The sequence below is a fragment of the Kaistia geumhonensis genome (genome assembly GCF_030815145.1).
Lineage (GTDB): Bacteria > Pseudomonadota > Alphaproteobacteria > Rhizobiales > Kaistiaceae > Kaistia > Kaistia geumhonensis.
This window is the reverse complement of record NZ_JAUSWJ010000001.1, coordinates 412970-431797: the sequence shown is the minus strand read 5'-3', so window position 1 is coordinate 431797 and position 18828 is coordinate 412970. Positions and strand designations below refer to the sequence as shown.

The window sequence follows — 18828 nt, the reverse complement described above, 5'->3', positions numbered from 1 at the left end:
TCAGAGTGCGGAGAGGAAGGCCCGCGCGGCCTCCCCATGCTCGCGGCGCAGCCTTGCAAGATCGACACCGACCGGCGCGCCGTCCTCGACCCGCCAGGCGCCGCCGATCATCACGCGGTCGGCGGCGTGCGCGCCGCAAAGAACGAGCGTCGCGATCGGATCGCCGCCGCCGGAAAAGCGCAGCTCGTCCAGCGTGAAGAGCGAGAGATCCGCCTGCCGCCCGACCGCGATCCGCCCGATATCCCGGCGGCCTATGCAGGCGGCGGAGCCTTCGCTCGCCCAGCGCAGCGCGTCGAGATGCGTCACCGTTTCGGCGTTGTAGCGGAGCCGCCCGATCATCAGCGCGTGGCGCACCGCCTCCATCATGTTCGACGAGTCGTTCGAGGCCGAGCCGTCGACCCCGAGCCCGACGATCGCGCCGGCGGCCTCCAGCTCCTTGGTACGGCAGATGCCGGAGGCGAGCACCATGTTGGAGGTCGGGCAATGGCAGATGCCGACGCCATGGCGGCCGAGCCGTTCCACTTCGCCGTCGTCGAAATGGATGCCATGGGCGAGCCAGACGCGGTCGTTCAGCCAGCCGACGCTTTCGAGATAGTCGAGCGGCCGCATGCCGAAGCGGGCGAGGCAGAAATCGTTCTCGTCATGCGTCTCGCCGAGATGGGTATGCAGCCGGCAATCGTGCTTTTCCGCGAGTTCCGCGGCTGCGCACATCATCTCGCGCGTGACATTGAACGGCGCGCAGGGTGCGAGCGCGACGGTCGAGAACGAACCCGGACGCGGGTCGTGATAGCGGGCGATGACCCGCTCGCAATCGGCGAGAACGATATCATCGTCCTGCATCAGCCGCTCGTCGGCGATCCCGCCCGATTTCATGCCCTGGTTGATGACGCCGCGGGTGAGCGCGATGCGCATGCCGAGCGCCTCGGCTTCCTCGACCTCGATGTCCACCGCGTCCGGCATGTCGGCCGGGAAGACGAAGAGATGGTCTGAGGCCGTCGTGCAGCCGGACATCAGCAGTTCGGTCAGCGCGAGGCGGGTCGCGAGGCGGAAACTGTCGCGGTTGAGATGGTCTCCCCAGCGCGGATAGAGCGCCTTCAGCCAGGGAAAGAGTTCCTTGTTGATCGCGTCCGGATGGGCGCGCGTCAGCGTCTGGAAGAAGTGGTGATGCGTGTTGACGAGGCCCGGCAACACGACATGCCGCGACGCGTCGAAGACGGCATCGTGCAAGGGGTCCGGAGCCCCGGCAGCCACGAGTTCGACGATCACGCCGTCCTCGACGACGATCCCCCGCTCGGCCCCCTCGGCCAGCACGGCGATCGGATCACGCAGCCAGAGACGCATCAAAGGACTCCCCTCTCCATCTCTGCCCGGCTTCGCTGGAGAGAGGGCACACCGCGGCATTCATCGACGCCGTGCATCGGCGGGATGGTCTCCCTCTCCCGCGAAGCGGGGAAGGGTTGGGCAGGGGGAGTCCTGTCGATCCTCACTTCTCAGCCTCCGGATCCCAGCCGAGGATCGCCTTCACCTCGAGGAATTCGCGCATGCCGTGCTCGCCGAGCTCGCGGCCGTTGCCCGACTGCTTGTAGCCGCCGAACGGCGCGTCGAAGTCGAACCAGGGATTGTTGATGAAGATGCGGCCGGCGCGGATGCGGCGGGCCGTGGCGCGGGCGTGGTCCTCGTCGCGCGAATAGACATAGCCTGCGAGCCCGTAGAGGCTGTCATTGGCGATGGCGACAGCCTCGTCCTCGTCGCGATAAGTCAGGATCGACAGCACGGGCCCGAAGATCTCCTGCCGGGCGATCGTCATGCCCGGCGCCACATCCGCGAAGATCGTCGGACGGACAAAGAAGCCGCGGTTGAGATCCTGCGGCCGTCCGGGCCCGCCCTCGACGAGGCGGGCGCCCTCGGCGATCCCGGTCTCGATCATGCCCTGGACCTTCGCGAACTGCGCAGCTCCGGCGACCGGCCCCATGGTCGTCTCGGCCCGCGTCGGATCGCCGACCACCACCTCCGCCGCGACGGCGCGCGCGCGGTCCACGACCTCGTCGAGCATCGCGGCAGGCACCAGCATGCGCGTCGGCGCGATGCAGGACTGGCCGGAATTGATGAAGCAGCGCTTCACGCCGTCGGTGATGGCGAGGTCGAGATCGGCATCGGGCAGCACAATATTGGCCGACTTGCCGCCGAGTTCCTGATGGACGCGCTTCACCGTATCGGCAGCCGCCTTCGCGACTGCGATGCCCGCGCGCGTCGAGCCGGTGAACGACACCATGTCGATGTCGGGATGGGACGCGATGGCCGCGCCGACGACCGGCCCGGTTCCGTTGACGAGGTTGAACACGCCTGCCGGCGTTCCGGCCTCGTGCATCACCTCGGCGAGGATCAGCGCCGAGAGCGGCGAAAGCTCGGACGGCTTCAGCACGACGGTGCAGCCGGCCGCGAGCGCGGGGGCGAGCTTGGTCACGATCTGGTTGAGCGGCCAGTTCCAGGGCGTGATGAGGCCCGCGACGCCGATCGGCTCATGCGTGATCAGCGACTGGCCATGCGGCTCGTCGAAGCGGAACGTCGAGAGCACCCGCGCCGCGCTTTCGAAATAGACGATGCTCGACGCCGTCTGGATGTCCCAGGAGAGCCAGCGCGGCGAGCCCATCTCGGCGGTGATCGCGCGGGCGAGATCCTCGCGGCGGCGCGTGAAGGCGGCGACGATGCGCTCGAACAGGGCCAGCCGCTCGGCGACGCTGGTCGCGGCGAAGGCCGGAAAGGCGCGGCGCGCGGCGGCGACCGCCTTGTCGACATCGGCGACGCTTCCGAGCGCGATGCTGGCGATCGGTTCCTCGGTCGCCGGGTTGATGACGGCCGACCGCTCGTCAGAGAGCGGGGCGACGAAGGCGCCATCGATATAGAAGCGTTCGGTCAGGCTCATCGCGAGATCTCCGAAAGGCGGGCCCGGACCCTCTCGACGCGGTGGATGGCGTCGTCCTGGTGCGGTTGCAGCGCCTGGCCCGGCATGCCGGCGATGATCGGCTGGAACGGGTCGGCGACCGCAGAGCGGAGGCCCGACAGCGCCTCGATCACCGCCGCGCCGAGGAAGGGAACGGAGGGGCGGTGATAGCCGCCCTCATGCGTCATGAGAAGGCGGCCGCCGCAGTGGCGATCGGCGACGGCCTTCACGGCGCGCGTCATCGCCGCGAAGGTCGCCCCGTCGAGCATCATATGCGCCATCGGGTCATAGGCCCCGGCGTCGAGGCCGCAGGCGATGACGATCATGTCGGGCGCAAAGGCGTCGAGTGCCGGCACGATCACCCGCTCCATCGCGGCGAGGTAGGCGCCGCTGCCAGAGCCCGGCGGCAGCGGGATGTTGAGATTGTATCCTTCGCCTGCCCCCGCGCCGACGGCCTCCGCGGCGCCGGATGCCGGCGGATAGAGCCCGTCCTGGTGGATCGAGATCGTCAGGACGCTCGGGTCGGTCCAGAAGATGTGCTCGGCGCCGTTGCCGTGATGCACGTCCCAGTCGACAATGGCGATGCGGCGAAGCCCGTGCGCCCGCTGGGCATGGCGCGCCGCCAGCGCCGCGTGGTTGAAGATGCAGAAGCCGAAGCCGTTCGCAGCCTCGGCGTGATGGCCCGGCGGCCGCACCAGCGCATAGGCGTTGGCGACGCGCCCGTCCACAATCGCATCGACCGCTTCCAGAATGCCGCCGGCGGCGAGCGCGGCGATGTCGAAGCCGCCCGGCCCGAAGGGCGTCGCGCCGACCTCGTCGCCGAGCGCGGCGTCTCCGCCCGGGCCGGCACTCATCGCCTTCAGCGCGGCAATATAGTCGGCGGCATGGACCCGGCCGAGTTCGTCGTCGGTGGCCGGCCGCGGCTTGATGACCGTCAGTTGTTCGGTCAGCCCGGCGACGTCGAGAAGGTTCTTGATCCGCCGCTTTCCGGCGGCGCCTTCGGCCGGCTCGTCGGGCTCGATCACGCCGCGCCCGGAGGTGAGAAACCCCGCGAGCGCATGCGTGTCATGCCACATCAGCAATTCGTGCCAGACGAGGCCGGTCCGTTCCGTCATGCCGTGACGCCGAAATGCTTTGCGGTCGCGTCGAGCGCCTCGCGGGCGATGGCGAAGATCTCGGCAAGCTGGTCCGGCGTCGTGATCAGCGGCGGCATCAGGCTCATCGTGTCGCCATTGGCGCGGAAGGCGAGGCCGCGCTTCAGTGCCTCGGCGCTGCAATGGTCGCCGATATGCGCCTCATAGGCGTAGGACTCGCGGGTCTTCTTGTCCTTCACGATCTCGAGGCCGCCCATCAGGCCGACACAGCGCGCGTCTCCGATGAGCGGATGATCGGCGAAGCTCTCGATGCCGGCCTTGAAGAGCGGCACCAGCGTCGCGTCGGCGTTCTCGATGATCTTCTCCTCGTCGAGGATGCGGATGTTCTCGAGCGCCACGGCGCAGCAGGTCGGATGGCCCGAATAGGTGTAGCCATGCGCCCACTCGCCGCCCTTGTCGATCAGCGTGTCGGCGACGCGGTCGCCGATGACCGTCGCCGAAAGCGGCAGATAGCCGGACGTAATGCCCTTGCCGAGCTGCATGATGTCCGGCTCGATCCCGTATTTGTAGAGGCCGAACCACTTGCCGGTGCGCCCGAAGCCCATCACGACCTCGTCGGCGATGAGCAGAACGTCGTATTTGCGGCAGATGCGCTGGATTTCCGGCCAATAGGTCTCGGGCGGGCAGAGCGCGCCGCCGGCGCTCTGGGCCGGCTCGGCGATGAAGGCGGCGACATTGTCGGCGCCGAGTTCCAGGATCTTCTCCTCGAGCCAGCCCGCCGCGACGACGCCGAATTCGGCAGCGTCCATGCCGGCGCCATGGCGATACTGGTAGGCGGTGCGGATATGGTGGACGTTCGAGAGCGGGATATCGCCGCCGGCATAGTGCATCGGCGGGATGCCGGAGAGGCTCGCCGCCATATGGGTCGAGCCGTGATAGGCGAGCTCTCGGGCGATGAACAGCTTCTTGCCGGGCTTGCCCTCAAGATCCCAGTAACGCCGCGCAAGACGGGTCGCGGTCTCGTTCGCCTCCGAGCCGGAGGACTGGAAGAAGACATGGTTGAGGTGCCCGGGAAGCATGCTGGTGAGCTTCTCGGCGAGCCGCACGGCGGTGCGGTGCGTCGTCTTGAAGAAGGATTGGCAGTAGGAAAGTTCGAGCATCTGCTCGGCGGCGGCGGTCACCAGTTCGCGCCGGCCATAGCCGATATTGACGCAGCCGAGGCCCGAAAGGCCGTCGATGATCCGCTTGCCCTCGGTGTCCCAGACATAGATGCCTTCGCCGCGCACCGCGACTCGCGAGCCGGTCTGCCGGAGGCCGGCATGGTCCGTGAAGGGATGCAGGTAGTGCGCCCGGTCCAGGACCTGCCAGCCCTGCGTATCGAGATCCCCTTCGGCCATCGTCATTCGCTCCCGTTCCGCCCGCCCCGGCCGCGCCCCTCGGGTCGCGAGGGACGGAGCGGGCGGGACTCCATGGCGCCATGAGACCCGATCGACCCGTTCCGGCACAGTGCTGCGCTGGCGCAGAAACATGCACCTGCGTGCGCGTGCCTCACGAAAAGGCTCCGGCCCGGTAGGCGCCCGGCGAGACACCGAACTGCCGCCGGAAGGCGCGGGAGAAATGCGAGAAATCCTTGAAGCCGCGGCGGAGCGCGATGGTGGTGATGGGGAGGCCCTTCATCAGGGGATCGGCAAGTTCGCGGCGGATGCGGTCGAGCCGCTGCAACTGGACGAAGCGGGCGACCTGCTGCTCCTCCGCTTCGAACAGCTCGTAGAGCCGCCTGAGCGAAATGCCATGCGCCTCGGCGATCGCGCGCGGCGAGAGGTCGGCATCGTCGAGATTTGCGAGGATATGCGCCTTGATGCGGTCGAGCTGCGAGAGGCCTGCGGCCGACCCCGTGTCGCGGCCGAGGAGCGCCGTCGCCGTCAGTTCCAGCACATGCTGCTCCAGCCGGCCGCAGAGATCGGGCGGCAGATCGCTGTCGCGGGCGCAGAGCCCGGCCGCGAGGTCGTAGATGAAGCGGCCCGGCATGCGGTCGGCGAGAAGCCGCTGCGCGACCATGAGGTCGACCGAGGGCACACGCTCGCGCAGCGCGCGGCGCGGCACCTTCAGCGAGACCTGCCGGTAGGGGCCGCGGAAGCGCATCGTATAGGGCCGACGGCTGTCGTAGAGGACCATGGCGCGCGGACCGATCACCGTGTCGCGGCCATCCTGCGAGAAGCCGCATTCGCCCTCGATCTGGATCGTCAGCTCGTACCAGCGATCGTCGCCGCCATGGATTTCCCGCTCGGTCCGAAAGACGTCGAGGCTCGTCGAGACGATGTCGGCGATGGTGACCTCGCCGAGGCCGAGCCAGGCGACATGGCCGTAGAAGCCCTCGACCCCGTCCCGCCGAAGCCGCGTCGGCGGAAACAGGCTGTTGGTCGCGTCGCGCCAGTATTCGAGCCGTTCGGCTGCGGGAACCGCGTCGGTCGAAAGATCGCGCCAGCCGAAGCCCGAAACGGTCATGTTGTCCCCCTCAGGTGCCCAGGATATCCGCGCCCTCGAAGAGATCCTCGGGCGTGAAATCGGTCTTGATCAGGTCATCCTCCTGCAGGTAGCGGATGACCGTCGCCAGCATGGCACGGTTCTTCGCGAAACCGGCGGGCCAATAGTCGGCGCCGAGTTCGCTCTCCGCTTCCAGGAGCGATTCCAGCGCCCAGGGAAGGATGGTGGAGAGGGCGACCTGGTCGAACATGCGGGCCCGCGCCACCTTGTGGGCCTCGACGAAAGCGTCGAAGAGCGCGCGCGGCAGCCAGGGATTGGCTTCGACGATCGGCCGCTTGATGGCGAGGATGTGCATCGGCGGGAAGATGCCGGTCTTGCGGAAATAGTCGAGCTCGACCGTCTTCGGGTCCTCGAACAGGCGGCCGACCGTCTCGGACGGCCAGGTGCTCGGCGCCCGCGCGGTATAGAGCGCGTCGATCTCGCCATCCGCCAGCATCTTGGCCAGCGGCTTGTCGGTGCGCTCGACCTTAAACTTCGCGGGATAGAGCTGCGGATGCTCGTCGCCCGTCCGCGGCGCCTCGAGGCCGCCCGTCACATAGATCGGCGCCGTCCGGTCGAGGCCGTGAAACTCCTCGAAGATGCCGCGCTGCCAGACGGCCGCGGCCATGTCGAACACCATGAGGCCGATGCGCTTGCCGGCGAGATCGGCCGGTTTCGTGATGCCGCTCGCCTTGTTCACGAACACGCTCGAGAAGCGGAAATGCCGCGACGGGAAGATCGGGATGGCGAGATAGGGCCTGTCGGGGCGCTCCAGCGTGCGCAGATAGGTGGCGAGCGGGAATTCGCAGGCGTCGAAGACGTGGCTGCCGAGCTGCTTGTTGAACAGCGCCTGCACGCCCATCAGCGTCACCTCGGGCTCGACGCCGGCGATCGTCACCTCGCCGCTGGCGATCGGCCTCGTGCGGTCGCTGTCGCTGGCGCCGATGGTCAGTTTCAATCCGGGCATCGTCTCAGGCTCCGTTTCGCTTCAGCCGCGCGACGAGGGTGTCGAGCAGCTCCGGCAGGGCGAGCGGCGTGGCGTTGGCGCCGCCGCGGGCATAGATTCCGGTCGCCTGCTGCATGTCGACGCCGAGGCGCCGCGCCAGCCGCTCGACGGCGTCCTGGCATTCGGCGAGCGTCGGCAGCGCCGCGATGCGCGAGCCGGCCGGGAGATGGTCGTTGGCGCCGACGAGATCCACGCGGCCGGCGCCGACCTTGCGGCTCGAGGGGACGTTGTTGGCGGACCGCTCGCCCTTGCCGATGACGAAGGACCGGTGCGTCAGTCCCGGCGCGACCCAGGCGACGATATCGTCATAGTGGTGGCCGATCCGCGCCACGACGCCGGCGACGCCCTCGGCCATCGCATTGTGCATGACCGCATAGCTGCGCCGCTCCTCGTCGCCCCATTTCCAGCGCGTGCTGGAAACGGCGACGGCGGTCGAATCCTCGCGCCAGGGCGAGACCGCGTTGCCGCGCTTCTCGAAGAGGCCGGGATCGTCATAGGCCGTCGCCGGCGAGGCGCCGCCGGGATAGTCGACGATATGCTCATAGGGCACGACCGCCATCGGCTCCGAGATGACCATGCGATGCACGAGCGTCCCCGCGTCGTCGATGAGCGGCGAGAGATTGAGCACGTCCTGCGAGAAGGAAGGCTCCAGACGCGCCTGCAATTCCTGCGGCAGGTCGAGGCGCGCGGTCGGCCGGAAGCCCTCGTCGGCGAGGCGCTGGTTGATCGCCTTGTGCTCGGACGAGAACGGATAGGGCTTCGTCTTGGTGCAGGGCATGAAGAGCAGCACGCGCCGCTTCGCATCCGGCAGCTTCGGCTCGTAGCTGTCGCGCATGAAAACCAGCCAGGCCGCGATGCGCGGATGCTGGAGGCTGTCGACATTGTCCTGCGGGCTGTAGAGGCACAGCGTCGGATCGAGAACGAAGGGGCTCTCGATCTTCTCGGCGGATTCGGTGATGCGCTGGGCGCGGTTCGTGACTGTGACCATGATGTTCCTCAGGCGACCTTGGCCGCGCGCCCGGAGCGCCGCGTCTCATAGGCCGAAATGTCGAGTTCCGGTTCGTCATAGGCTTCTAGCCCGGCGAGCAGCGCCGCCGCGTCGTCGCGAAAGAGGCTGCGCGTGATGCCGAAGGCGATGCGCTCGGTGGAGAATTTGAGCTGCGAGATCCCCGCCGTGGCGCCGAGGCTCAGCATCGCGCCATAGGAGTGGCAATAGAGGCGGGAGAGGAACGGCGCGGCGTCCGGCTGCTTCCCGGTGAACTGGAAGGCGCCGGTGAGATATGGGTAGCGGGCGAGCAGCGCGTTCTCCTCGCCCGGCGGCGGCGTGAAGCGGTCCTGCCAGAGCGCGATCTCGCCGGCGAAGCGTGCGAGCTCCGGACGCGACGCGAGATCGACCGAGAAGCCGGTTCCGACGATCAGGAAGTCGAATGTCGCGCGGCCGGCTGGCCCCTCAATCGTGATGCCGCCGCCATCGAAGGACACCTCGTCGACCGGCGAGCCGAGATTGAGCGTGAAGCCGTCGAACCGCGCGCAGCGCTCGAACGTATCCTGCGGCGGCGGCTGGTTCCTCGCGAAGAAGGTCGACATGAACCGCCATTTCACGGCGTCGTCGAGATCGGCGAAGTGGCGGATATAGCCCGAGAATTCGATGTAGCGATTGGGATTGGCCTTCGGCAGCGAGCGCCGCCGGGCATAGAGCGCGACCTCGGCCGCCCCCGCTTCCAGTGCCTCGGCGGCATTGTCGAAGGCGGAGGCGCCCGCGCCGATCACGGCGACACGCTTGCCGGCCAGCGCCGCAAAGTCGATCGCCTCCGCCGTATGGGCATAGCGCTCCCTCGGCAGGGCCGCGGCGATGGCGGGCGGCACCAGCCACCGGCCGGCGCCCTCGATCCCGGTTGCGAGGACGACATGGCGGGCGAGGAGCCGTTCGCGCCGCCCGCCGATGGTCGCATGGACCGCGAACAGGTCGTCCGCCAGCGGCTCGATGTCGAACACCCCGGCGTCATGCGTGACGTCGATCCCGACCGTCCGCTGCAGCCAGCCGAGATAGTCGTGCCATTCGGCGCGCGGGATCTTGGTCAGGCGCGCCCACGCTTCGGCGCCGAACTTCGCCTCGTACCACGCCCGCACCGAGAGCCCGGCGATGCCCATCTCCGGCCCGGAGACGTGCTTCGGCGTCCTCAGCGTGTGCATGCGGGCATAGGTCGCCCACGGCCCCGCGAGGCCTGGCTTGCTCCGGTCGAGCACGCGAATATTCGTCACGCGCTCGCGCAGCAGGCGAAAGGCCAGGGATATCCCGTTCTGTCCGCCACCGACGATCAGGACGTCGAGGAGCTTCTCGCCGTCGTGAAAGCGGGGCTTGACCCATTCGCGCGCCGGATAGGCGACACAGTCGAGCTCGAAGCGCACCCGTTCGGCGAGCTCGTCGAGGCCGTTCATCGTCATTCGTCCTGCACCGGACCGGCGGGCAGGGCGCCCGCGCATGTCCGTCCTCTCGATCGCGCGCCGCGAACGGCGCTGCCGGTTGATGCCCGACCCGGATTTCCGGTCGATCGGTCGATGACAGTCAAAGCAATCTGCATACCAATCTCAGACCCTTGCATACGCGCCGCTCCCGAAAGGCATTGCCGAAAGGCTGGGCAGGCGCTGCCCATCAATCAGACGGCCACGCGCTCCTGTCCGCCCGAGGTCGCCTCGCCGGTCACGTGACGGCGGAACGAGGCCTCGATCGCCGCCGGGTCGAGGCCCCTCGCGATCACGACCAGCGCCGTACCCTCGGCGCGATCGAGATGTTCCGGGGCGTGCACGACATGCCTGACGGACTGGACCATCACGGCGGAAACGGCGCCGTCGCCGCGGATGGCGACCTCGCCCTTCATGCGCAGGATGGCGGTCCCATGCCGGTGCAGCAGCAGCGACAGCCAGGCCGCGAAATGCGACCATTCGATCGGCGCCTCCGCCGTCAGAAGCCCGGCGGCGATCTCGAGGTGCCGCGGCTCGACCGGCACGGCATGGAAGCGCCGCAGCGCCCGGCTGCGCACGACATCGCCCGAGCCCGGCAGCGGCCAGGCGAACGGGTCCGCGACATCCTCCGGCACAATCGTGGCGAGCGGGTTCAGGGCGTTGATCGTCGCGGCAAGGCGCGCCGCCTCCAGTCCGCCGGCGCTGTCCCTCTTGGTGAAGAAGACGGCATCGGCGCAGACGATCTGGGCGACGGCCTCCGCGCTGTCGCCGAGGGTCGCCTCGCCATGGACGAGGTCGACGAGCGTCACGACGCGGCCAGGGCGAAGGCGCGGCTTCAGCATCGGGTCCGCCGCGAGCGCCGCCAGGATGGCGCCGGGATCGGCAAGGCCCGAGGTTTCGATCAGGACGCGCTGGAAGGGCGGCATCGCGCCGCTCTCGCGCGCGTCGAGCAGCGAGATCAGCGCGGCGCGCAGATTGCCGTCGCTCACGCAGCAGATGCAGCCCTCGCCGATCAGCCCGACCGGCGCGCCAGCGATCGAGACGAGACGGTCATCGACCGGAAGCGCGGCGAACTCGTTGACGAGGACGGCCGTGTCGCGCAGCGCATCCACGGCGATGAGGCGACGCAGAAGGCTCGTCTTGCCGGCGCCGAGAAAGCCGGTGAGCACGTCGACCGGACAGCGCTCGTAACCGCTCACGGCCGCGCCTCCAGCGGATCGGGCGGCGCACGGCCGAGCCGGTCGACCGCCGCCCAGAGCTGAGCGAGATCGGCGACGAGTTCCGTCCGGCCGGTCGGGCCGGTGACGCGGAACCCCAGACCCCATGCCGTCACGCGCACGCCGCTGCCGGCGGCCATTTTCGATGCGGCCTCGGCGAGCTGCGCGCGGCCGAGCGCCGGCCTTGCCGCCAACGTCGGCACCGCGCTCCAGGAAAGGTCGGTGAAGCTGCCGCAGAGCCCGCACATCTTCGGCTTAGGGCTTCGGGCCGGGCGTGCCCTGCGGATGGCGCTTCAGGAAGTCCTTCGCGATCTCCTCGAAGGTCACGAATTTCACGCCCGGATGCTTGGCCATATGCGCGAACAGCCGCTCATGCATGGAGAGCACCTGCGGGCGGCCGGAGACGTCGGGATGGATGGTGATCGGGAACACGGCATAGTCGTATTCGCGATAGACCCAATCGAACTGGTCGCGCCACAGTTCCTCGATGTCGCGCGGGTTCACGAAGCCGTGGCTGTTCGGCGCCGCCTTCATGAACATCATGGGCGGCAGGTCGTCGATGTACCAGGACGCGGGAATCTCGACGAGCGGCGTCTCGCGGCCGCGGTCCATCGGCGTCATCCAGCTCGATGCCGGCTTGCCGTAGTCGATCTTCGACCAGCTCTCGCCCGTGCGGGCGTAATAGGGGAAAAAGTCGTTATGCATCAACGAGTGGTCGTAGATGATGCCGCGCTCGATCAGCATGTCGATGGTCGTCGCGGAGAACTCCCACCATGGCGCGACATAGCCGGCGGGCTTGCGGCCCTGCAGCGTCTCGATGAGGGCGATCGACTTGTCGAGAACCGCCGCTTCCTGCTCGCGCGACATCATCAGCGGGTTCTCATGGCTGTAGCCATGCATGCCGATCTCGTGGCCGGCGGCGGCGACGGCGGCCATCTCGTCAGGGAAGGTCTCGATCGAGTGTCCGGGGATGAACCAGGTGGTCTTGATTCCGAAGCGGTCGAACATCCGGAGCAGGCGCGGCGTGCCCACCTCGCCGGCAAAGACGCCGCGCGAGATATCGCAGGGGCTGTCCTCGCCACCGTATGAGCCGAGCCAGCCGGCCACCGCGTCCACGTCGATGCCATAGGCGACGAAGATATCCTTGCTCATGCCGTTCGTGCTCCCTCTGCTTGATCAGGCGGCGACCGCCGCGGCGGGTGATGCAAGGAGCCTGCCCCAGCCCTCGACCGGCATCTCCATGCCGGCGAGGCGCAGCGCTTCCCAGAAGGTCACGGCGATGGAATCGGCGATGGGAATGCCGAGTTCGGCCTCCATCTCGGCCACCAGCGCGGTCGCGTTGAAATTCGTGCAGACGACGGCGATGCAGTCCGGCTGGCTCGCCGCGGCGCGGCGCAGCACGTCGCGGATCTCGTCGGGCGTCGCGGCGCCGATCCCGACATTCTCGCGGATGCCGAGGCACGCGGTGCCGGTAATCGAGAGGCCCTGCCGAGCATATTCGGTCGCGATGTCGGCGGTGATGTCCTCGGTATAGGGAACCGCGAGCGCGATCTTTTGCCAGCCGAATGTGCGGAAGGCGCGATAGAAGGCGATCGTCGAGGTCGACGCCGGCAGTCCCGTCTCGCGCGTGATGGCGGCGCAGAGCGCGAGGTCGTTCTCGAGCCCGCGCCAGCTGGCCGAGGTGCCGTTCCAGACGATGCCGTCGAGCGGCGCGTCGGCGAGGAGGCGCGCGCCGGCCAGCATCGGCTCCTGCTGGAACTGCGCCTCTGAGGTCGCCTCGAGCGCCAGATGCGTGACGCGGATGCGCGAGAAGTGATGCGTCAGGCGCCCGGTCAAGGGCTCGTTCATCGCATAGGTGAGCGGCTCCAGCCAGGTGTTGGAGGAGGGCGTGATATGGCCGATGCGTTTCATGCTCATGCGTGTCCGCTCTGTTCGAAGGCGCCGAAACCGGCCGCGAGGCGGCCACGGAAGAAGAGCAGCGGGTCGCCGTCGCGGGCCGAGAGCGCGACGACCTCGCCGACGATGATGCGGTGGTCGCCGCCGTCATGGATGGCGCGCGTCTCGCATTCGAGATGGGCGAGGGCGCCGGGAAGGAGCGGCAGGCCGCGGGCCGAGATGCTCATCGGCTCGCCGTCGAAGGCCTCCAGCGTGTGCTTCGAGAAATGCCGCGCCTCGCCGATCTGCTCGCTGGCGAGGATATTGATCGCGAAGCGGCCGGCGGCCTCGAAGATGGCACGCGAGCGGGCATTGTCGCGGATGCTCCACAGCACCAGCGAAGGCTCCAGCGAGACGGACGCAAAGGAATTGATCGTCATCCCGGCGAAAACGTCGCCGTGGTGCGTGGTGACGACGGCGACGCCGGTCGCGAACAGCGAGCAGGCGCGGCGGAACTCCATCGGGTCGACGGGCGCGGTCATGATGTCCTTTCCCCTTCGACGGGCACGAGGCGGCTTATGGGAAGCGGGAACGCGCGCTCGCGTTCTGCGAAGGCGACGACATGCGGCTCGAGCCTTGCTGCCAGCGCGCGCGGGCCGGCGAGCGCGGCCGAGAGGCGGGCGACCGCCTCGGCGACCCGCTCGCGCAGCGTCGCCGGATCGATGCGCGTCAGGCGGCGATCCGCCATCACGAAGCAGCCGCCGACCATGACGTCGCTCACCGCGTCCGGGCCGGCGGCCGTCACGACCTGGTTGAGCGGATCGTTGAGCGGCATGAAATCGATATGGCCGAGATCGTAGAAGGTGAGATCGGCGAGCGCGCCCACCGCGGTGCGCCCGCCACCCGAAAGGCCGAGAATTCCCGCGCCGCCCTCGGTCGCGAGCCGCAGCGTTTCGGTAGCGGAGAGCCAGCCTTCGCGCGGGCCCTCGAAGGCGTGCGACGCGAGGCTCGCGAGGCGGATCGCCTGCAGCATCGAGAGAGCGTCCGAGGAGTTGGCGCCGTCGGTGGCGAGGCCGACGCGGATGCCCCGCTCCAGCATCGGCCGCACATGCGCGATGCCGGCCCCGAGGCGGAAATTGGACGCCGGAACATGCGCGACCGACGCCCCGGCCTCGGCCAGGAGATCGAGATCGTCGAGCCCGAGCCAGACCGCGTGCGCGGCGATGAAGCGCGGCGAGAGGAGCCCACGCCCGGCGAGCCATGCGACGGGCGATTGGCCCCAGAGCTTGCGGGCCGTGACCGCCTGCAGCCGCGACTCCGCGATATGCATGTGAAGCGGCAGGCCGTGCTGCTCGGCGATGGCCGCCATCCGCATCAGGAAGGGCTCGGAACAGTGATGCGGGATGGTCGGCGCCATCGCCAGCGTGATGCCGGGCGGGAGATCGGCGCGGGCGGCCGCGATCGCCTCGAGCGACTCGACGGTCGCCTCGCCAGGGCCGAGCGAAAAGCGTCCGACCTCGGCGCGGAGATCGTCCGGCAGGCTGTCGGCGAGCCCCGGAATGGCGGCGAACAGCGTCCGGTCAGCCACCATCGGCGCCAGCACGGCGCGCATCCCGGCATCGGCATAGGCGCGCGCGACGGCCATGAAGCCGTCGACGGTCGGGCGCGGAAATTCGTAGACGAGATCGAAGCAGGCTGTGCAGCCCTTGGAGACCATGTCGAGCGCGCCGACCAGCGTCGAGAGATAGATCGTCTCCGGGTCGCGCGCGCCGCCCATCCAGGGGCCGTTGGTCAGCGACGCTTCCAGCGTCCAGCGGTCGGCGACGCCCTTCACCAGATTTGCATGGCCATGAGTATGGCTGTTCACGAGGCCGGGCAGGATCAGCCGGTCGCGCGCGTCGTGATGGCGGGCCCCCTCGCGCGCGGCGTTGCCGGGAGGAAGGATCGCGGCGATGCGGCCGTCCTCGACGACGAGGTCGCGCGGCTCCGCCGTTCCGCCCGCGAGATCGGCGACCAGCGCGCCCGTGATGACGAGCCGGGTCACGGCGCGGTCTCCGGCGGATGCGTCGCCATCCAGTGCCGCGCGATCTCGGAGCGGCCGGCACACCAGACGCCTTCGGTTGATCCGACGAGATCGAGGAAACGCTGCACGGCCTCGAAGCGCGAGGGCTGGCCGGAGATCCGCCCGTGCAGGCTGACCGTCATCATCCGAGGCCGCTTCGCGCTCTCCGCATGGAGCACGCGAAAGGCGGCGGCGAGATGCTCGTAGAAGTCGGTCGCCGTGCCGAGCTTGGCGGTGGCGAGGCGGTTGTCGTTATGCGTGAAGCTGTGCGGCACGACGAGCCAAGGGCGATCACCGACCTTCATCCAGTAGGGGAGATCATCGGCATAACTGTCGGAATCATAAACGAAACCACCATGATCCGCCAGGAGGCGGCGGGTGGCTTCGCTGGAAGAATAGCGGCTCTGCCAGCCCTGCGGCGGCCGGCCGACGGCGGCCTCGATCCCATCATAGGCGCGCGCGATGGCTCGGCGCTCCTCGCTCTCGTCCATCCGGTAATGCCGCACGAAGCGGTCGCCATGGGCGCAGAGATCGGCATCGCCGTCGCGGAGATAGGCCGCGATCTCCGCGTTGCGGGCGAGGGCCTGCGCACAGGCATTGACGGTGAGGCGGACACCCCGCTCCTCGAAGAGTTCGGCGATGCGCCAGAAGCCGAGACGCGAGCCATATTCGAACAGCGTCTCGGCGACGAAATCGCGCCGGCCGGCCGGCACCTCGCCGGGAATGGCGTCGGTGAGCGCCGCTTCGCTGGCTTCGTCGCCATCGGGGATCGACGGTTCGGCGCCCTCCTCGAGATTGAGGACGACGACCAGCGCCAGCCGCGCCCCGCCCGGCCACCTTGGGTCGGGCGGGTTGCGGCCATAACCGGTGAAGTCGCGCTCGCCGTCGCGGAAAAGCGTCATGTGTCGCGCGCCGCAAGATCGCCGAGCGTCTCGGCGAAGGCGATGAGCCGGCCTTCGCCGCGCGGCCCCGCGATCAGCGAGAGGCCAACGGGGCAACCCGCCACCGTCGTCGCCGGAATGGCGAGCTGTGGCAGGCGGGTGAGGCTCGCGATCGAGGTCAGGGCCAGCGTCTTCTCGCGGAAGGCGACCTGCGCCGAGACGGGCGCGTCGCGGAGCGGCGGAAGGTCATGCGCGGTCGGGATCACGAGAATGCCGTCGTCGCCGAGGAGATCGACGAGCCGCGCGGTCAGCGCCTCGCGCCTCGGCATCGCCGCCGCGACCTGCGCCGGATCGGTCCGCGAGGCGAGAGCGATGCGCTCTTCCACCGCCTGCGACAGGCGGCGACCGGGCCGCGTCGCCCAGCCCCCCAGCGTCGCGTAGAGATCGTGCAGCTGCAACGGCCGGAAGATGTCGAGCACCGCGCCGACGCCGTCCGGATAAAGCGTGACGTCGGCGGCTTCGCCGAGGCTCAGGGCGATCGGCAGCAAAGCGCCGCCGATCTTCGGCTCGGGAATGTCGAAGGCGTCGCGGGCGATCATCAGCCGCGGCGACGAAGCGGCGGCGGCCGGCCCGAAATAGACCTCGGTCACCCTTCGCATGGTCGCGATGTCGCGCGTCAGCCAGCCGACCGTGTCGAAACTCGGCGCCATCGGCATGACGCCGGCGACCGAAACCCGGCCATGCGTGGTGCGCAGCCCATAGAGGCCGCAGAAGCTGGCCGGCACACGGATCGAACCGCCGGTGTCGGTTCCAAGTCCGAAATCGACGAGGCCCGCCGCCACAGCCGAGGCCGAGCCGCTCGACGAACCGCCCGGCGCGCGGTCGGGCGCGGCCGGATTGATCGGGATGCCGAAATGCGGGTTCATGCCGAACATGCCACAGGCGAGTTCGTCGGTCGCGGTCTTGCCCGCCATCCGCGCACCCGCCATCAGCGGCGCGAGCACAGCCGGCGCCGTCGCGACCGCGACATCGCCATCACGCAGCTGGTCGGGATTGCCCCATGACGAGCGATAACCGGCGACGTCGAAAAGGTCCTTCACGGCGAAGGTGAGATCGGCGAGCACCCCATCGTCACGAAGGCGGAGGCCGCTGCGGCCATGCTCCATGAAGGCGAGGCGCTCGATCTCCGCGAGCGTGGCCGGGCCGGCCTGATGCATCTCGCTCACTCCGCCGCCGGACGCAGCGCTTCGCCCGGCAGCGCATAGGTGTCCATGAAGCCGTCGACGAATCCCTTCACGCCGTCCCAGTCGAAGAAGCGGAACGAGTTGCCGCGCGTGACGAAGGTCGGGCCCGAATAGAACATCTCGTATTGCAGGTGGCGCGAGCCGAACTCGGAGCCGACCGCGTCCCAGGCGAGCTTCATCAGCTTGACGCGGCCTTCCGACGTGGTGACGACCGAACGCTGCGTCTTCTCGATGATCGCGCGGGTCTCGGGCGTCTCGAAATCCGCTTCCGACGAGGGCACCATGATCATGCCGCCGCCGGAAAGCGTACGGATCGCCTCGACGATCTCGGGATAGGTGGTCTGCGCGATGACCTGCGCCGTGCAGAGCATGGTGCGGTTCGGGACGTAGAAGCCGTTGAAGCTCTCGCCGGCCGCCTCCATCGCGACGATCAGCGCCTCGATATTGTTGACCTTGGCGGCGACGAGGCCGAGCGTCTCGCGCACCTGCGGGAAGTTGATGATGTTGTTGATCTCGGCGATCTTGCGGGCGAGGCCGAGCAGGAATTTCAGCTTCACCATCAGGCGGATCATGCACTGGTAGTTCTGAATGACATGGGCGCGCGTGTCGTGCCACTGCGCCTGCGCCATCTTCAGGTCCTTGAAGACGAACACGCGGTCCCAGGGGATCTTCACGTCGTCGAAATAGACGACGGCGTCGTTCTCGTCGAACTGGCTGGAGAGCGGATAGTCGAAGGTCGAGGTCGCCGCCTGCTCGTAGCTGCGGCGCGACATGAGCGTGAGGCCCTTGGTGCCGACCGGCGTCACGGCGGTGAAGGCATAGGCCTCGTCGCCGGCCTGCAGGGCGTTGAAGCCCGAGACCAGGATCTCGTTGGCCATGATGCCGCTTGTCGCCAGCATCTTGGCGCCGCGGATGGTGATGCCCTCGGAATCCTCGTCGACGACCGAGGCGACGAGATGCGCGTCGGGCTGGCCGCTCGCCGATTTCGCCTTGTCCGACTGCGGATTGATGATGACGTAGGAGAGGTAGAGGTCGTTGTCGCGGGCGTAGTCGAAATAGGATTCGACGGCAGCGGCGCGGGCCGGGTCGTTGTCGCGGAAGGCGGGCAGGCCCATGCGGAAGCCGACCAGCGTCGAGGCGACGTGATCCGGCGAGCGGCCGACCATGCCGCAGGTCATCGCCGCCCAGCGCGTCAGCGCCTCGCGCCGCTCGACGAGCTCGCGGTGATTGCGCGGCAGCTGCCAGGCGCGGCTGACCGCGTCGCCCGTCTTGGGCGAGCGGAAGGTCATCGCCTCGATATTCGCGGCATCCGCCTGGTAGTCGTAGAAGCGCGCCGAGGTCGCGACGGCGTTCGCAAAGGCGTTGTCGGTCGTGACGTCGGAGACCTTGCGGCCGTCGATATAGATCGTGCGGCTGTCACGAAGGCTGACGAGGTGGCGCTTGCCGTCTTTCACCATGGCGGATCCTGCTTTCCGAGCTGGATGCCGACGCCAGGCTTGCTGCCCTTCGCAATCGGGGAACG

General features: G+C 68.6%; 17 protein-coding genes. All 17 read right to left on the bottom strand.

The window, feature by feature from the left end:
• A complete protein-coding gene (locus QO015_RS02050; protein WP_266281788.1) occupies positions 1 to 1341 on the bottom strand; it encodes an 8-oxoguanine deaminase in 1341 nt (446 codons plus the stop codon).
• Positions 1342 to 1483: 142 nt separating this feature from the next.
• Positions 1484 to 2923, bottom strand: a complete 1440-nt coding sequence (locus QO015_RS02045; protein WP_266281789.1) for an aldehyde dehydrogenase family protein — start codon at positions 2921 to 2923, stop codon at positions 1484 to 1486.
• A complete protein-coding gene (locus QO015_RS02040; RefSeq protein ID WP_266281790.1) occupies positions 2920 to 4056 on the bottom strand; it encodes a histone deacetylase-like amidohydrolase in 1137 nt (378 codons plus the stop codon). The genes QO015_RS02045 and QO015_RS02040 overlap by 4 nt, the downstream gene beginning before the upstream one ends.
• Positions 4053 to 5438: an aminotransferase gene (locus QO015_RS02035; protein WP_266281791.1), complete on the bottom strand. Its 1386-nt coding sequence runs from the start codon at positions 5436 to 5438 to the stop codon at positions 4053 to 4055. The genes QO015_RS02040 and QO015_RS02035 overlap by 4 nt, the downstream gene beginning before the upstream one ends.
• 145 nt (positions 5439 to 5583) lie before the next feature.
• On the bottom strand, positions 5584 to 6540 hold the full coding sequence (locus tag QO015_RS02030) for an AraC-like ligand-binding domain-containing protein (RefSeq protein WP_266281792.1): 957 nt from the start codon (positions 6538 to 6540) through the stop codon (positions 5584 to 5586).
• Positions 6541 to 6550: 10 nt separating this feature from the next.
• Entirely contained in the window at positions 6551 to 7525 is a 975-nt protein-coding gene (locus QO015_RS02025) for a periplasmic binding family protein (protein ID WP_266281793.1), read from the bottom strand.
• A gap of 4 nt (positions 7526 to 7529) precedes the next feature.
• Positions 7530 to 8552 (bottom strand): hypothetical protein, encoded by a 1023-nt coding sequence (locus QO015_RS02020; protein WP_266281794.1) that lies wholly within the window; start codon positions 8550 to 8552, stop codon positions 7530 to 7532.
• 8 nt (positions 8553 to 8560) lie between these two features.
• The gene (locus QO015_RS02015; protein WP_266281796.1) at positions 8561 to 10003 is read right to left on the bottom strand and encodes an NAD(P)-binding domain-containing protein; all 1443 of its coding nucleotides are present in this window, start codon (positions 10001 to 10003) and stop codon (positions 8561 to 8563) included.
• Between the two features lie 218 nt (positions 10004 to 10221).
• Complete coding sequence (locus QO015_RS02010; protein WP_266281799.1) at positions 10222 to 11226, bottom strand: CobW family GTP-binding protein; 1005 nt, start codon at positions 11224 to 11226, stop codon at positions 10222 to 10224.
• Positions 11223 to 11492, bottom strand: a complete 270-nt coding sequence (locus QO015_RS02005; protein ID WP_266281801.1) for a hypothetical protein — start codon at positions 11490 to 11492, stop codon at positions 11223 to 11225. The genes QO015_RS02010 and QO015_RS02005 overlap by 4 nt, the downstream gene beginning before the upstream one ends.
• Before the next feature lie 7 nt (positions 11493 to 11499).
• Positions 11500 to 12396 carry a polysaccharide deacetylase family protein gene (locus tag QO015_RS02000; protein WP_266281802.1) on the bottom strand — a complete coding sequence of 299 codons (897 nt, stop codon included), beginning with the start codon at positions 12394 to 12396 and terminating at the stop codon, positions 11500 to 11502.
• A 24-nt stretch (positions 12397 to 12420) separates the two neighbouring features.
• A complete protein-coding gene (locus QO015_RS01995; protein ID WP_266281803.1) occupies positions 12421 to 13161 on the bottom strand; it encodes a maleate cis-trans isomerase family protein in 741 nt (246 codons plus the stop codon).
• The gene (locus QO015_RS01990) at positions 13158 to 13661 is read right to left on the bottom strand and encodes a flavin reductase family protein (protein WP_266281804.1); all 504 of its coding nucleotides are present in this window, start codon (positions 13659 to 13661) and stop codon (positions 13158 to 13160) included. Before QO015_RS01990 ends, QO015_RS01995 begins: the two co-directional genes overlap by 4 nt.
• Positions 13658 to 15163, bottom strand: a complete 1506-nt coding sequence (locus tag QO015_RS01985) for an amidohydrolase family protein (RefSeq protein ID WP_266281806.1) — start codon at positions 15161 to 15163, stop codon at positions 13658 to 13660. Before QO015_RS01985 ends, QO015_RS01990 begins: the two co-directional genes overlap by 4 nt.
• Positions 15160 to 16083 carry a polysaccharide deacetylase family protein gene (locus QO015_RS01980; RefSeq protein WP_266281807.1) on the bottom strand — a complete coding sequence of 308 codons (924 nt, stop codon included), beginning with the start codon at positions 16081 to 16083 and terminating at the stop codon, positions 15160 to 15162. The genes QO015_RS01985 and QO015_RS01980 overlap by 4 nt, the downstream gene beginning before the upstream one ends.
• On the bottom strand, positions 16080 to 17279 hold the full coding sequence (locus QO015_RS01975; RefSeq protein WP_266281808.1) for an amidase: 1200 nt from the start codon (positions 17277 to 17279) through the stop codon (positions 16080 to 16082). Before QO015_RS01975 ends, QO015_RS01980 begins: the two co-directional genes overlap by 4 nt.
• A gap of 5 nt (positions 17280 to 17284) precedes the next feature.
• The gene (locus tag QO015_RS01970) at positions 17285 to 18763 is read right to left on the bottom strand and encodes a 4-hydroxyphenylacetate 3-hydroxylase family protein (protein WP_266281809.1); all 1479 of its coding nucleotides are present in this window, start codon (positions 18761 to 18763) and stop codon (positions 17285 to 17287) included.
• Positions 18764 to 18828 lie beyond the last annotated feature (65 nt).